Genomic DNA, 15,172 nt, shown 5'->3' on the forward strand with positions numbered 1-15,172 from the left:
CCAACAACATTCGATACATGGTAAGGAAAGGCGGATCGGGTGCGCATCGCGATCGCATGCATGGGCTCGCGCGGCGACATCAGCCCGCTCCTGGCGGTGGCCGGCGTGCTCCGGGAGCGCGGCGACGACGTACGGGTCGGCTGCACGGTCGAATCCCAGGCGTACGTGGTCGCGCACGGCTTCGAACCGCGCATCCTGACGACGCTGAACCTCAAGGAGTTCCTGCAGTCGCCCCAGGGCCAGGAGAAGTTCTTCGGCGCGAGCACCACCACCCAGCTGCGCGAGGTCGGCAAACTCGCGGACTCGCATGCGGACGAGTTCGATGAGCGCCTCGCCGAGCTTTGCCGGGACGTGGACTGCGTCATCAGTACCCGGATCATCGAGGAGCGCGCCGCATTGGTCACGCACCGCGCGGGTGTGCCGCTCGTCATGGTCGAGTACTTCCCCGGCGACGTGCACAGCACCGTCCCCAATCCGCTGCTGGGCCCGCGCCTGCAGGATGTCACCGCGCGGATCCCGGTGCTCCTGCCCCTGACCTACCGGGTCTTCAACCTGGGCTGGGCCCTGAGCATCTTCGGCAAGACCGTCGAGCTGGCGCGGCGGGTCGAGTACCCGCGGCGAGTGATCAATCCCCGGTCGGTGCTCGCAGGCCGCGACATCCTGCGCGTCGAGGCCTTCGGCCGGGCGCTGGTGCCGCCGCGCTCGCGCGAGGATGCGCGGCACCCTCGCATCGGCTTCATCCGCATTGAGGGCCGGCCGGCGGATCGCACCGAGCGTGACGCGATGATCGAGACCTGGCTCGCGCAGGACGACCGTCCCGTCGTCTACGTCGGATTCGGCAGCATGCCCGTCGTCGATTTCGACGGGGTGGTCGGCGGTCTGGCCGGGATCCTGGCCGGGGACGGGATGCGCGTGCTGGCCGTGCCGGGCTGGTCGGCGCGGACCCGCGACGAGGTGGTGAACACCCCGGACCTGCTGATCGTGCCCGACGTGGACCACGACACCGTCTTCCCGCGGTGCGCCGCGCTCGTCCACCACGGAGGTGCCGGGACGACGGCGATCGCCGCCGCGTCGGGCCGACCGTCGCTGGTGTGCAGCCAGGCCTTCGACCAGCACTTCTGGGGGCGCCGGATTGAGGCCGTCGAGGCCGGTGCGATCCTTCCGCGGCGCCGGATGACCGCGCGGACCATCGCCGAGGGCGTCCTGCGCCTGGTGCGGGACGAGCGCATCGTCGACGGCGCCCGGCGTACCGGCGTGGCCGCCGCCGCGGACCTGGGCGGACGGGACGAATTCCTGGCCGCCTTCGATGCCTTCCTGGCCGAGGTCGACGGTGCCCGCGCCGCGGCCACCGATCGCTGACATGGTCGTCTCCGCCGGTGGTCGGTCCGGCACGGCGCGCTGGATCTCGCTCAGCACCCTGTGCATCGCCGTACTGATGACCGGCATGGACAACAGCATCGTCACCATTGCTCTGCCCACCCTGAGCGAGGAGTTCGGCGGCGGCATGAGTGCGCTGCAGTGGATCGTCGACTCCTACACGCTGGTCTTCGCGGGGCTGCTGCTCGCGACGGGCTACCTCGGCGACCGCCTCGGCCGAAGGAAAGTGCTCATCGCCGGCCTGCTCTGCTTCGTCGCGATCTCCGTGCTGGCGACGCGGTCCACGTCCTTGGCGGAGCTCATCACGGCCCGGGCCGCGCTCGGCGCCGCCGCGGCGCTGATCTTCCCCGCCACTCTGGCGATCATCTCGGACCTGTTCCCGGAGAAGGAGGAACGGACCAAGGCCATCGCCGTGTGGTCCGCCGCGGCCGGCGCGTCGATCGCGATCGGCCCCGTGGTGGGCGGCTACCTCGTCGAGCACTTCGCCTGGTCGTCGGTGTTCTGGATCAATGTGCCCATCTCGATCCTCGCGATCACCGGCTGCCTCGCACTCGTGCCGGAGTCCTTCGGCTCGGAGCGCCCGTCGTTCGACCTGCTCGGTGTGTTGCTGTCGATCTCCGGGATCACGCTCCTGGTGTGGGCGCTGATCGAGGCGCCCAACTTCGGCTGGGGCAGTGCGCCTGTCGTGGGTGCGCTCGTCGGCGCGGCGGTGCTTCTGGTGTCGTTCGTCGGCTACGAGAGACGGCACCGCAATCCGGTGCTCGACGTGACGCTGTTCCGCTCGCGCGGCTTCGCGATGGGCTCCTTCGCGATCTGTGCAGGGTTCTTCTGCCTCCTCGGCTTCGTCTTCATCACGATCATGTACTTCCAAGCGGTGCTGGGATACGGGCCACTGGAGACCGCTGTGAGGGTGATCCCGTTCGCGCTCGCGGCCGTCGCGGTCACCCCGCTCGCGGCGCTGGCGAACACCGAGCGGCGGATGCGGTTCACGATCTCGGCGGGGCTCGCGATCATGGCCGTCGGCTTCGTGCTGACCTCGCGGCTCACGGAATCCGCCGACTACCTCACGCAGATCCTGCCCGCGATGTCGGTGATCGCCGTAGGCCTGGGCCTGCTGCAGGGGCCCGCGACAACCTCGGTGATGACGTCCGTGCCGTCGGGTGAGGCCGGCGCCGGCTCGGCGGTCAACGACACCACGCGCGAGGTGGGCGGCGCGCTGGGCGTGGCCATCCTGGGATCGGTGGTCGCGCACCTGTACTCCGCGAAGGTGGCGGAGGACGTGGCGCGGCTGCCCCTGGCGCCGGACGCCCGGGCCGAGGCCGAGTCCTCGGTGATCGGCGGCATCCGCGCCGTCGCCTCGGCGCCGTCGCCCGAGCTGCAGGCCGCGCTCGGGCACAGTGTGCAGCAGGCTTTCGTCTCCGCCATGCAGTCGGCGAACCTCGTCGCTGCGGGGGTGGGCGCGGTGGCGTGCGTCGTCGTCGCTGTCCTCCTCCGCACCCGCCCGCCGTCGCGGCACCGTCGGGCGGCGGAGGGGGGACAGGTCACCGTGCAGGAACTCTTACTCCGCGAGCCGGTCCGGGCGGCGCCCTCGGCAGCCGCCCGGTGGGAGGACGCGGCGACGGTGCGGTTCCGGCGCCCCGGCCTAGGCACAGGCTCTGCACCCGCCTCCCGGGGCGATGTCGTCGACGGGGCTTGATCGCCGCCGGAAATGTCGGTGCGGGTGAGTAGCCTGGTGTCCACAGGCTCCGGCGAGGGAGGTGTCATGGCTGAGCAGAACAGCGACGGGCCGTTGCACGGCTCCGATATCGCGCGGCGCGCCCTCGAAGAGGCGCGCGCGGCGGCGAAGGCGGCGGGGAAGTCCGTGGGCCAGGGTCGCTCCGAGCCGATGACCGGCGGGGTCCGCCGGCTGCGCCGCGGCTCCAAGCGATGGAGCGGGCCCTCGCCCGACAACCGGGATCCGCAGCCCTTCGGATCCCTGATCGGCGGCATTGCCAAGGCTCGCGGGTGGGACACGAAGGTCAATGAGGGGACGGTGCTCGGCTGCTGGGAAACCGTGGTCGGGGCCGACGTCGCCGCGCACGCCCGCGCCGTGAGCCTGCGGGAGAAGGTGCTCTACGTGAGTGCCGAGTCCACGGCCTGGGCCACGCAGCTGCGGCTCATGCAGTCTCAGCTGCTCGCGAAGATCAACGCGGCCGTCGGGCAGGGCGTGGTCACCTCGCTGAACATCACCGGGCCCAGCGCGCCCAGCTGGCGCAAGGGCCCGCTGCACGTGTCGGGCCGCGGCCCGCGTGACACCTACGGCTAGGCCGAGGGCGGCTTCGGCGGGGAACTGTGAGGTCGATGCTGCATCGCGCGATACAGGGGATAGGTCTGCTCGTACCCGCAGACCGGCGGCGGCTGTCGGGTCGAATCGCGTGAGTGTCTGCGTCCACCGGGTGGGGTAGTCGTCGATCTCGGCGCGATCCATGCCTCCGACTCCACGATCGATTGCCGGTTCACGCCCCAGCGTCGCCGTGTGCGCATCGGATCCCATTTCGGAGTGAGCGGACCGAAACGAGGTTGATCGCGCCTGCGACGCGATGAGGGCGTGGCAAGCGCATTCATCGTCGTGAAGAGGAGTAGACTAGAAGGGCAAGAGTGCCTCGTCTCCTCGGGGTGCTGTCCGATCGCCATCGCGGCGGCTGCGGCCCGTGGAAGTTCACGGCTGTTCGCCGGGTGGTTTCGACGAAGGAGCGCCAACACATCGTGGCGGCTGACAACAACGCGGACAAGCCCAAGGGCTCGTACGGCGCGGAATCCATCAAGCAGCTCGAGGGCCTGGAGGCGGTGCGCAAGCGCCCCGGCATGTACATCGGTACCACCGGACCCCGCGGCCTGCACCACATGATCTGGGAAGTCGTCGACAACTCCGTCGACGAGGCCATGGCCGGCCACGCGACCCGGGTCGACGTGAAGCTCCGCGCTGACGGCGGCGTCGAGGTGATCGACGACGGCCGCGGCATCCCCGTCGCGATGCACGCCAAGGGCGTCCCGACCGTGCAGCTCGTGCTCACCTCGTTGCACGCTGGCGGCAAGTTCGACTCCGATGCGTACGCGGTCTCCGGCGGTCTCCACGGCGTCGGCATCTCCGTGGTCAACGCGCTCTCGAGCCGCGTCGAGGTAGAGATCGATGTCGACGGCTACCACTGGCAGAACAACTTCCACTGGGACGAGAAGAAGCGCGACTCCGTCGCCGAGGACCTGATCAAGGGCGAGCCCACCACGCGGACCGGTACGACGGTGCGATTCTGGGCCGATCCGAAGGTCTTCACCGAGACGACGCACTACGACTTCGAGACGGTCTCGCGGCGCCTGCAGGAGATGGCCTTCCTCAACAAGGGCCTGACGATCACGCTCACCGACGAGCGTCCCGTCGCCGTGGAGGTGCCCGACGAGGACATCTCGGAGGAGGCCCCGTCGGCGCACGAGGAGGTCGTCGCCGCGGCGCTCGCCGAGGTTGCACCGAAGAAGCGTGAGCGGATCTTCCACTACCCGGACGGCCTCGTCGACTACGTCAAGCACATCAACGCGCGCACGTCGAAGTCCCCGATCCACAGCTCGATCATCTCCTTCGAGGGCAAGGAGAAGGGCCATGAGATCGAGATCGCGATGCAGTGGAACTCCGGCTACTCCGAGTCGGTGCACACCTTCGCCAACACCATCAACACGCACGAGGGCGGCACCCACGAGGAGGGCTTCCGCACCGCGCTGACCGGTGTCGTCAAGGCCTACGCCAAGGACAAGAAGCTGGTCAAGGAGAAGGACGGCGAGCTCTCGGGCGACGACATCCGCGAGGGTCTCGCGGCCGTCATCTCCGTGAAGGTCGCCGAGCCCCAGTTCGAGGGCCAGACCAAGACGAAGCTGGGCAACTCCGAAGTCAAGGGCTTCGTGCAGAAGGTCTGCCGCGAGCAGCTGCAGTTCTGGTTCGACTCGAACCCGGCTGACGCGAAGACCATCGTGCAGAAGGCCGCCGCCTCGGCGCAGGCCCGGCTCGCGGCACGCAAGGCGCGGGAGCTGGTGCGCCGCAAGAGCGCGACCGACATCGGCGGCCTCCCCGGCAAGCTCGCAGACTGCCGCAGCAATGACCCCGACAAGTGCGAGGTCTACATCGTGGAGGGCGACTCCGCCGGCGGCTCCGCCAAGAGCGGTCGCGACTCGATGTACCAGGCGATCCTGCCCATCCGCGGCAAGATCATCAACGTCGAGAAGGCGCGGATCGACCGGGTGCTCAAGAACACCGAGGTCCAGTCGATCATCACGGCCTTCGGCACCGGCATCCACGACGAGTTCGACATCGCCAAACTGCGCTACAAGAAGATCGTCCTGATGGCCGACGCCGACGTCGACGGCCAGCACATCGCGACCCTTCTTCTGACCCTGCTGTTCCGGTTCATGCGGCCTCTGGTGGAGCACGGACACGTCTACCTCGCGCAGCCGCCGCTGTACAAGCTCAAGTGGCAGAAGGGCGCCGAGCCGCAGTTCGCCTACAGCGACAACGAGCGCGATGTCCTGCTGGCCGACGGCCTGCAGAACGGCAAGAAGATCAACAAGGACGACGGCATCCAGCGCTACAAGGGCCTCGGCGAGATGAACGCCAAGGAGCTGTGGGAGACCACGATGGACCCGGCCGTGCGCGTGCTCAAGCAGGTCACGCTCGACGATGCCGCCGCCGCCGACGAGCTGTTCTCGATCCTCATGGGCGAGGACGTGGTGGCCCGCCGCTCGTTCATCGCGCGCAACGCCAAGGACGTGCGGTTCCTCGACGTGTGACCGCCGGCGCGCCCGCACACCGGGCGCGCCGCGCACCGTCGAACCGATGAACTCGAAGGACTGAAATGACTGACACCACTCCGCCCGCCGAGACCGGCGGCCACGACCGGATCGAACCGGTCGACATCCAACAGGAGATGCAGCGCAGCTACATCGATTACGCCATGAGCGTGATCGTGGGCCGCGCCCTCCCCGAGGTGCGCGACGGCATGAAGCCGGTGCAGCGCCGCATCCTCTACGCGGCCTACGACGCCGGCTACCGGCCCGACCGCGGCTACGTGAAGTCGGCGAAGCCCGTCGCCGAGACGATGGGCAACTACCACCCGCACGGCGACTCGTCGATCTACGACGCCCTCGTGCGTCTCGCCCAGCCCTGGTCGATGCGGTACCCGATGATCGACGGACAGGGCAACTTCGGCTCGCCGGGCAACGACCCCGCGGCCGCCATGCGCTACACCGAGGCGCGCCTGACGCCGCTGGCGATGGAGATGCTGCGCGACATCGACGAGGAGACCGTCGATTTCACGCCGAACTACGACGGCAAGACGCAGGAGCCGACGGTGCTTCCGTCGCGCGTCCCGAACTTGCTGATGAACGGCTCCGGTGGCATCGCCGTCGGTATGGCGACGAACATCCCGCCGCACAACCTGCGCGAGCTGGCCGACGCGATCTTCTGGTGCCTGGACAACTTCGAGGCCGATTCCGAGGCCACCCTCGAGGCGTGCATGGAGCGCATCAAGGGCCCGGACTTCCCGACGCACGGCCTCATCGTGGGTGGCCAGGGCATCAAGGATGCGTACTCGACGGGCCGCGGCTCGATCCGGATGCGCGGCGTCGTCGCCGTGGAGGAGGATTCCAAGGGCGCAACGGAACTCGTCATCACCGAACTGCCCTACCAGGTGAATCCCGACAACCTCGTGCTGTCGATCGCCGAGCAGGTGCGCGACGGCAAGATCGCCGGCATCAGCAAGATCGAGGACCAGTCCTCGGATCGTGTCGGCATGCGGATCGTGGTGCGGCTCAAGCGTGATGCCGTCGCCAAGGTGGTGCTGAACAACCTCTACAAGCACAGCCAGCTGCAGACCAGCTTCGGCGCGAACATGCTGTCCATCGTCGACGGCGTGCCGCGCACGCTGCGCCTGGACCAGATGATCCGCTACTACGTGACGCACCAGTTGGACGTCATTGTGCGGCGCACCCGGTTCCGGCTGCGCAAGGCAGAGGAGCGGGCCCACATCCTGCGCGGCCTCGTCAAGGCCCTCGACGCGCTCGACGAGGTCATCGCCCTCATCCGGCGGTCGGAGACCACCGAGATCGCGCGCGCCGGCCTGATCGACCTCCTCGACGTCGACGAACTGCAGGCCAATGCGATCCTCGACATGCAGCTGCGCCGCCTGGCGGCCCTCGAGCGGCAGAAGATCATCGACCAGTTGGCCGAGATCGAGCTCGAGATCGCCGACCTCAAGGACATCCTCGAGAAGCCGGAGCGCCAGCGGGCCATCGTCCGCGACGAGCTCGGCGAGATCGTCGAGAAGTTCGGCGACGACCGCCGCACCAAGATCATCGCCGCCGATGGCGACGTGACCGATGAGGACCTCATCGCCCGCGAGGACGTGGTGGTCACGATCACCGAGACCGGCTACGCGAAGCGCACCAAGACGGATCTGTACCGCAGCCAGAAGCGCGGCGGCAAGGGCGTCAAGGGTGCTGACCTCAAGCAGGACGACATCGTGGCGCACTTCTTCGTGTGCTCCACCCACGACTGGATCCTGTTCTTCACGACGAAGGGCCGCGTGTACCGCGCGAAGGCCTACGAGCTGCCCGAGCAGAGCCGCACCGCGCGCGGCCAGCACGTGGCCAACCTCTTGGCCTTCCAGCCGGAGGAGCGGATCGCCCAGGTCATCCAGATCAAGGCCTACGACGATGCGCCTTACCTGATCCTGGCCACCAAGAACGGTCTGGTGAAGAAGTCCAAGCTGGAGGACTTCGACTCGAACCGTAGCGGCGGCATCGTCGCCATCAACCTGCGCGACGAGGACGAGCTGGTGGGCGCGGTGCTGGCCTCCGAGTCGGAGGACCTGCTGTTGGTGAGCAAGAAGGCCCAGTCGATCCGCTTCAAGGCGACCGACGAGGTGCTCCGCCCCATGGGCCGCGCGACGTCCGGTGTGCAGGGGATGCGCTTTAACGATGACGATCAGTTGCTGGCGCTCAACGTGGTTCACGAGGATACGTACCTGCTCGTCGCCACGTCGGGCGGTTACGCCAAGCGGACGTCGATCGCTGACTACACTCCTCAGGGGCGTGGCGGCAAGGGCGTGCTGACGATTCAGTTCGACCCGAAGCGCGGCGAACTGGTGGGTGCACTCATCGTCGACGACGAGACCGAGCTGTACGCCATCACGTCCGGCGGCGGAGTGATCCGCACGGCGGCGCGGCAGGTCCGCAAGGCGGGCCGGCAGACCAAGGGCGTCCGGCTGATGAACCTGGCCGAAGGCACTAGTCTTTTGGCCATCGCCCGCAACGCCGACGAGAGCGACGAACCCGAGCAGGCGGACGGCGAGGCATAAGCCGCCGCGGAGCACGAAGGAGCGCATGTGAGTACCCCTGGAACCGGATCCGGCCAGCCGCCGGAGTCCGGACCGGAGGCGGGCCGGCAGCCCGTCCGGATCCCGCGACGCGACACCGACGTCGGCCGCGTGATCGATGCGCCCACCGAGGGCGTGGAGCGCGACGCGCTGCCGAAGAACCTGCCCGACCTGGACAAGATCCATCAGGTCGCGCCGGCCTCGGCACCGACGGTGCCGGTCCCCGCCCAGCCGGCCGCCGACGCACCCGCGACTCCCGCGGCTGCGGCGACGGAGCCGGCTGCCTCGGCCGGTGAGACGGCATCGTCGAACCTGCACACCGTGGGCGGCGCGCCGGCCCGTGCGGCGGGTGTGAAGACCCAGGCCGCGAGCGGGCCGGTGCGGGCGGGGATGCAGCTGCGCAGCATCGACCCGTGGACCACGTTCAAGCTCAGCGGCGTGGTCTCCGTGGTGCTGTTCTTCGTGTGGATGATCGCTGTCGGCGTGCTGTACATCGTGCTGAGCGGCATGGGCGTGTGGAGCAAGATCAACGACAGCTTTCAGACGCTCACCAACGAGCAGGCCGGCGTCAGCCTGCTGACCGCGGGCAATGTCTTCACCTACGCCGGCCTCGCGGGCCTCGCGAACGTGATCCTGCTGACCGCGCTCGCCACCGTCGGCGCGTTCATCTACAACCTCTGCGCCGACCTCGTGGGCGGCATCGAGGTGACCCTCTCCGATAGGGATTGACCAGCAGTTTTGTAGAACCTGAGGTGCGCTGGTAATGTTCCACCTCGGTTCACGGGCCTATAGCTCAGGCGGTTAGAGCGCTTCGCTGATAACGAAGAGGTCGGAGGTTCAAGTCCTCCTAGGCCCACCACACCCCCACTCGGGGCCTTAGCTCAGTTGGTAGAGCGCCGCCTTTGCAAGGCGGATGTCAGGAGTTCGAATCTCCTAGGCTCCACAGACTCTTCATGTGCGATTCAGGCGGTTTCCGGGTCCTTCGGGAGTCGCCTTTCGTCGTTTCCAGGATGTGTGACCAGCGCCGATGCCGAATCGGCGATCTTGACCTACTCTTTACTCAGTGACCTGCGAATCGGCAGGCCCGAGACAGAGAGACTCGATGAGACGCGCCTCGCGCAAACGACGAAGACCCCGATCCGCTCAGCCCGCGCCCCACCGAGGGGCCGCCGCGTGATCACCCTCCTGACGATCCTGGCCGGCGTCGTCGTCGTGCTCGCGATCACCGCGTTCACCGGCTACTTCGTGGCCCAGGAATTCGCGTACATGGCTGTGGACCGCTCGCGACTCGCCGCGCGCGCTCAGGCCGGGGACGAGGCCTCCGCCCGTGCCCTGCAGGTCACGCGCCGTACCTCCTTCATGCTCTCCGGCGCCCAGCTCGGCATCACGGTGACCGGCCTGCTCGTCGGCTACGTGGCCGAACCCCTGATCGGCCGAGGCATCGGTACCCTGCTCGGTGGTGTCGGAGTGCCCACCGGAGTGGGCATCGCCGTCGGTGCGATTCTCGCGGTCGGGCTGTCGACCGTCGCGCAGATGGTCTTCGGCGAGCTCTTCCCGAAGAACCTCGCGATCGCACGGCCCGAGCCCCTCGCCCGCCGCCTGGCGCTCTCGACGACGCTGTACCTCCGCGCGTTCGGCTGGCTTATCCGGTTCTTCGACCAGGCCTCCAACCTGCTGCTGCGCGCCGTGAAGATCGAGCCCGTGCACGACGTCGAGCACTCGGCGACGCCGCGGGACCTCGAGCACATCGTCGCCGCCTCGCGCGACGCGGGCGAACTGCCCCGCGAGCTGTCGACTCTGCTCGACCGGATCCTCGACTTCCCCGGCCACACCGCCGAGCACGCGATGATCCCACGCGCCCGCGTCGGCCTGATCGCCGCCGACGAGCCCGCGGCCGCTGTGCTGCAGCGCATGGCGGACGGCCACACCCGGTACCCCGTGGTCGGCGCGAGCGCGGATGACCTGATCGGCGTCATCACACTCCACGACCTGCTGGGCGACAGTTCGGGGACCGCGCGCTCCCGCTGCCGCCCGGCCGTGATCGTGCCCGGCTCCATGCCGCTGCCCGCCGTCGTCGCGCGACTGCGGGACGCGGGCCAGGAGATGGCCCTCGTCATCGACGAGTACGGCGGCTTCGACGGTGTCGTGACGGTCGAGGACATTGCGGAGGAACTGGTCGGCGAGATCGACGACGAGCACGACGGCGCCGATCCAGCGCCCGCCGTGCCCGACGGCGACGGTTGGTTGCTGCGCGGCGACGTGCACCTCGACGAGGTCGAGCGCCTGCTCGACGTCGACCTCGAACCCGGTGACGCCGAGACCCTCGGCGGCGCCGTCACCGCGCGCCTCGGGGCGCTGCCCCGGCCGGGCGACGTCACCGACCTGCCCCTACTGCCCGACCCCGCGGCGGCGCCCGGAACCGACCGGCCCGCGCTCCGGGCCGAGGTGCGCACCGTCGAACGACGGGTGCCGGCGGCCGTGCACCTGAGCCTGCCCGCGATCGACCGGACGGAGGACGGCGATGAGTAACCCCTGGACGATCGTGGCGATCACGGTCCTGTTGATCGCGGCCAGTGCCTTCTTCGTGGCCGTCGAGTTCTCGCTCATCGCCGCGCGCCGGCACCGGCTCGAGGACGAGGCGGCGCACAGCGCCTCGGCGCGGGCCGCGCTGCGCAGCTCCTCGGAGCTCTCGCTGCTGCTCGCGGGCTCGCAGCTCGGCATCACCGTGTGCACGCTGGCGCTCGGCGCGATCACCAAGCCGGCCGTCGACGGGTGGCTGACGCCGCTGCTCGCGGCGACGGGGATGCCGGGGTGGATCGCCGACGTCGGCGGCTTCGTACTCGCCCTGCTGATCGTGACCTTCCTGCACCTTGTGGTCGGCGAGATGGCGCCGAAGTCGTGGGCGATCGCGCACCCGGAGCGGTCGGCGATCCTGCTGGCCCTACCGATGCGCGCCTTCATGGCGGTGTTCCGCCCGCTGCTCCTGGTGCTCAACGAGGCGGCCAACCGATGCCTGCGGCGCGTCGGCGTGACGCCCGTGAACGAGGTCGAGTCCGGCCAGGACCCGGCGGCGCTGCGCCACCTCGTCGAGCACTCCGCCACCGTAGGAGCACTCGACGAGCAGCACTCCGGACGGCTGACCAGCGCGCTCGAGCTCGAGGCGCTGACAGTCGGGGACATCGCGCAGTGGGACGTCGCGCCGTCGTCCGTGCCCGGTTCGGCGACGCCCGCACAGGTCCGGGAGGCAGCCGACCGGACGGGCCACCTGCGGCAGCTGGTGACTGACGGTGCGGGCCTCGGCGTGGTGCACGTGCGCGACTGCCTGCGCGCCGACCGGACGGCGTCCGCCGCGGACCTCATGCGGCCGGTCCTGATCCTCGACGCCGACGAACCGGCGTACGCGGCCCTCGCCACGATGCGGGAGTCGCGGGCGCACCTCGCCGTAGTGGAGCGCGACGGTGCGCGGGCGGTGCTCACCCTCTCCGACCTGCTCGGCAGGTTGATGCCCGTGTGATCGCGGTCTCCGGCCCGCGGGGTTACACTTCGCGGGCCGGATGCGGAATCCCCTCGGGAGCGGTCGCGCCACTGTGAAGCCAGACCCGCACCGGCACGCCCGGGCGACCGGGCACCGTCGAACCCCGCCTACCCGGGCGCGAAACCCCGGACGAAGGAGCGCCGCCCATGGCGAACGCATCCACCACCGCGCATGCCGGTGACCTCTCCCTGCACGTCTCCCGCCGCGCGGTGTGGCTTTCCGCCACACTGCTTCTGGCCGTGCTGGCGTACTACTTCATCGGCATCGACCAGGGCGCCGTCTCGGTGTTCGGCAACGACATGCACGTCCACGAGTTCTTCCACGACGCCCGGCACTTCCTGGGCTTCCCCTGCCACTGATCGGGGGAGACATGGAGAAGCACGTCATCGCCCGTGGCGCACTCGCCGGGGCGATCGGAGGACTGCTCGCGTTCGTCTTCGGGCGGGTCATGGTGGAGCCGATCATCGGCCGCGCCATCGATTTCGAGGAGGCCCGCAACGCCGCGGAGCACGCCGCCCACCCGGGCATGGCGATGGAGGAGACGGAGCTGTTCACCCGCGCCGTCCAGCAGAACGTCGGGCTGGGCGCCGGCCTGATCCTGTTCGGCATCGCGATGGGCGCCCTGTTCGCGGTGGCCTACTGCGTCGCGGCGCCGAAGCTCGCGCAGTGGACGCCGCGCGCCGTCGCGCTGGCCGTCGCCGGCTCGCTGTTCGCCGGCATCTACGCGCTGCCGTACCTGAAGTACCCGCCGAACCCGCCCGTCGTGGGCGATCCCGAGACGATCCGCGAGCGCACCGGCGCCTACCTGCTCATGGTCGCGATCTGCCTGGCGCTCGTGGCGGCCGCCTGGGTGATCGGTCTCGCCGCCGTGCCCCGGCTCGGGGCGTACGGTGCCGCGCTCGCCGGCGGGGCCGTCGTGATCGTGGGGCTTGTCCTCGCCTGCATGGTGCTGCCGGCGACGGTCGCGACGCCGGAGGGCTTCGACCCCGACGACCTGTACTGGTTCCGCACGTACTCGTTCCTCGCGCAGGCGATCCTGTGGGGCGCGATCGGGCTCGTCGGCGCGGAGCTGCTGCAGCGGCTCACGGTGCGGAAGGGCGACGCGACGCGCACGGCCGTCTCGGCCTAGCCTCCTCGCAGAACGACGCAGCGGCGGCATACCCTGGGGGTATGAACCGCCGCTGCGCTCTGTGCTGGGTGGCCGCGCTGATCTCGATCATCGTCTCCGCCACCGTCCACTACCGCGGGGGCAGCGGGGGCCTCGACGGCCTGTTCTTCGTGATCGCGTTGGCCTGGGCACTGGTCGCCATCCAGGCGCACCAGCCGGCGGGCTGGCGCGGCTAGGCGGCTACTCGCCCTTCTTGCGGGGATCCTCCTCGACCGGCGACTCGACGGCCACGTCCTCCTCGGTCTCGTCGACCTGCTCCAGCTCCTCGATGGGGGCGCTGTCGCCGGTGGCGCCACTCGCTGGGCGCAGACGAGGCGGCTCGGCGGCGACGGGCGGCGCCGACGGGGTGCGCAGGAGCTTGAAGGCGATCCCGCCCACGGCCAGCACCAGCGCAAGGATCGCGCCGACCAGCAGCGGCGTGCGCAGGGCCGGGCGGGAAGGCGCACCGTCGGACAGGGTGATCGCCCGCTCGGGATCGACCTCGGCGGGGGCGATCCACGACCGCACCAGCCCGTAGACGCCGGCGATCAGCTTGCCGGCGAGGGACAGGCCGAGGCCCGAGAGCGCGCGCAGGATGTTGGCGGGGCCGACGATGCTCTGGCCGAGGCCGGAGACGAGGCGCTGCACGTTGGAGGGGGCCGACGGCGCCGGAGCGGCGTCCGTGCCGGGGGCGTCGTCGAGCAAAGGGGTGGTGGCCATCGGTGGCGTGATCCTTTCGAGCGGACGAGAGTGCGTCTTTCCACCACCGATTCTTATCCGATCTCCTGGGGTTCGCACTTGCAGAAAATGGCAGAATGGTGGTGTGACCAACTCCAACGCTACCGCCCACGTGACCCTGCACACCTCCGAAGGCGACATCCGTATCGCGCTGTTCGGCAATCACGCTCCCGTGACCGTGGCGAACTTCCTCGGACTCGCCCAGGGAACGAAGGAATACACGACCACCAACGCCTCCGGCGGCGACTCGGGACCGTTCTACGACGGCTCCGTCTTCCATCGGGTGATCGACGGCTTCATGATCCAGGGCGGCGATCCGACCGGCACCGGCACCGGTGGCCCGGGCTACGACTTCGTTGACGAGTTCCATCCGGAGCTGCGCTTCGATCATCCGTACATCCTGGCGATGGCCAACATCGGCCGCCCGGCGACCAACGGCTCGCAGTTCTTCATCACCGTCGGCAAGACGCCGCACCTGAACAACCGGCACACGATCTTCGGTGAGGTCGAGGACGAGGCCAGCCGCAAGGTGGTCGACGCCATCGGCGGCACGCAGACCGACCGTGCGGACCGCCCGGTCAAGGAGGTCACCATCAACTCCATCACTGTCGAGGAGTAGTCGCCCCTCCCCACGCTCTGCCCGGCCGGGTGAACCGGCCGGGCTTTCGTGTCTCGAGAGGCGCCCGGACCGTTACCTCGCCCGCTCCGAGTCGTCTGCGCAGCAAATTTACTTCGCCTAACTCCTCCATCAGTATGGATCGGAATCCGTACGGAATTCCGGATGGGTCAAGGATTGATGTGAGCTGGATCTCGATCGATGCGGCTCGGTGAGCATCTTCACGGCACATCGCCGGTTCTCAGATGGACACCCGCCGTCCGGTCTTCGTAACGTTGCCGTGATCTTGTGGAGACCGAGGCGTGACCGACACGCCGCTCTACGGAGTCGGGAGTTCGACGAAAGTGACCAGCGACAGTACGAAG

13 protein-coding genes and 2 tRNA genes are annotated in these 15,172 nt (G+C 69.2%); 14 read left to right on the forward strand and 1 reads right to left on the reverse strand.

Annotated features, from left to right (window positions below; all coding sequences use genetic code 11):
- Positions 1-39 precede the first annotated feature (39 nt).
- From HNP44_RS04760 to HNP44_RS04820, 13 genes are all read left to right on the forward strand, one after another.
- A complete protein-coding gene (locus tag HNP44_RS04760; protein WP_259141221.1) occupies positions 40-1,359 on the forward strand; it encodes a glycosyltransferase in 1,320 nt (439 codons plus the stop codon).
- A gap of 1 nt (position 1,360) precedes the next feature.
- Positions 1,361-3,073 (forward strand): MFS transporter, encoded by a 1,713-nt coding sequence (locus HNP44_RS04765; protein ID WP_259141220.1) that lies wholly within the window; start codon positions 1,361-1,363, stop codon positions 3,071-3,073.
- Between the two features lie 66 nt (positions 3,074-3,139).
- Positions 3,140-3,682 carry a DUF721 family protein gene (locus HNP44_RS04770; RefSeq protein ID WP_259141219.1) on the forward strand — a complete coding sequence of 181 codons (543 nt, stop codon included), beginning with the start codon at positions 3,140-3,142 and terminating at the stop codon, positions 3,680-3,682.
- A 437-nt stretch (positions 3,683-4,119) separates the two neighbouring features.
- Positions 4,120-6,186 carry a DNA topoisomerase (ATP-hydrolyzing) subunit B gene (gene gyrB, locus HNP44_RS04775; protein ID WP_374758745.1) on the forward strand — a complete coding sequence of 689 codons (2,067 nt, stop codon included), beginning with the start codon at positions 4,120-4,122 and terminating at the stop codon, positions 6,184-6,186.
- 65 nt (positions 6,187-6,251) lie between these two features.
- Entirely contained in the window at positions 6,252-8,753 is a 2,502-nt protein-coding gene (gyrA, locus tag HNP44_RS04780; protein WP_259141217.1) for a DNA gyrase subunit A, read from the forward strand.
- A 27-nt stretch (positions 8,754-8,780) separates the two neighbouring features.
- A complete protein-coding gene (locus tag HNP44_RS04785; protein ID WP_259141216.1) occupies positions 8,781-9,500 on the forward strand; it encodes a DUF3566 domain-containing protein in 720 nt (239 codons plus the stop codon).
- Positions 9,501-9,553: 53 nt separating this feature from the next.
- Positions 9,554-9,630, forward strand: a tRNA-Ile gene (locus tag HNP44_RS04790).
- 11 nt (positions 9,631-9,641) lie between these two features.
- Positions 9,642-9,714 (forward strand) — tRNA-Ala (locus tag HNP44_RS04795).
- A 230-nt stretch (positions 9,715-9,944) separates the two neighbouring features.
- Entirely contained in the window at positions 9,945-11,300 is a 1,356-nt protein-coding gene (locus tag HNP44_RS04800; protein ID WP_259141215.1) for a hemolysin family protein, read from the forward strand.
- The gene (locus tag HNP44_RS04805; RefSeq protein ID WP_259141214.1) at positions 11,293-12,285 is read left to right on the forward strand and encodes a CNNM domain-containing protein; all 993 of its coding nucleotides are present in this window, start codon (positions 11,293-11,295) and stop codon (positions 12,283-12,285) included. The genes HNP44_RS04800 and HNP44_RS04805 overlap by 8 nt, the downstream gene beginning before the upstream one ends.
- Before the next feature lie 167 nt (positions 12,286-12,452).
- On the forward strand, positions 12,453-12,665 hold the full coding sequence (locus HNP44_RS04810; protein ID WP_259141213.1) for a CbtB domain-containing protein: 213 nt from the start codon (positions 12,453-12,455) through the stop codon (positions 12,663-12,665).
- Positions 12,666-12,676: 11 nt separating this feature from the next.
- Positions 12,677-13,435 (forward strand): CbtA family protein, encoded by a 759-nt coding sequence (locus HNP44_RS04815; RefSeq protein WP_259141212.1) that lies wholly within the window; start codon positions 12,677-12,679, stop codon positions 13,433-13,435.
- A gap of 41 nt (positions 13,436-13,476) precedes the next feature.
- Positions 13,477-13,650 carry a hypothetical protein gene (locus HNP44_RS04820; protein ID WP_259141211.1) on the forward strand — a complete coding sequence of 58 codons (174 nt, stop codon included), beginning with the start codon at positions 13,477-13,479 and terminating at the stop codon, positions 13,648-13,650.
- A gap of 4 nt (positions 13,651-13,654) precedes the next feature.
- Here HNP44_RS04820 and HNP44_RS04825 read toward each other — a convergent pair whose 3' ends face one another.
- Complete coding sequence (locus tag HNP44_RS04825; RefSeq protein ID WP_259141210.1) at positions 13,655-14,173, reverse strand: hypothetical protein; 519 nt, start codon at positions 14,171-14,173, stop codon at positions 13,655-13,657.
- Between the two features lie 103 nt (positions 14,174-14,276).
- Here HNP44_RS04825 and HNP44_RS04830 point away from each other — a divergent pair, with 103 nt between their 5' ends.
- Positions 14,277-14,810 carry a peptidylprolyl isomerase gene (locus tag HNP44_RS04830; protein WP_224644801.1) on the forward strand — a complete coding sequence of 178 codons (534 nt, stop codon included), beginning with the start codon at positions 14,277-14,279 and terminating at the stop codon, positions 14,808-14,810.
- Positions 14,811-15,172: the final 362 nt, after the last annotated feature.

Origin of the sequence: Tsukamurella ocularis (genome assembly GCF_024807615.1) — a bacterium.
Taxonomy (GTDB): Bacteria; Actinomycetota; Actinomycetes; order Mycobacteriales; family Mycobacteriaceae; genus Tsukamurella; species Tsukamurella ocularis.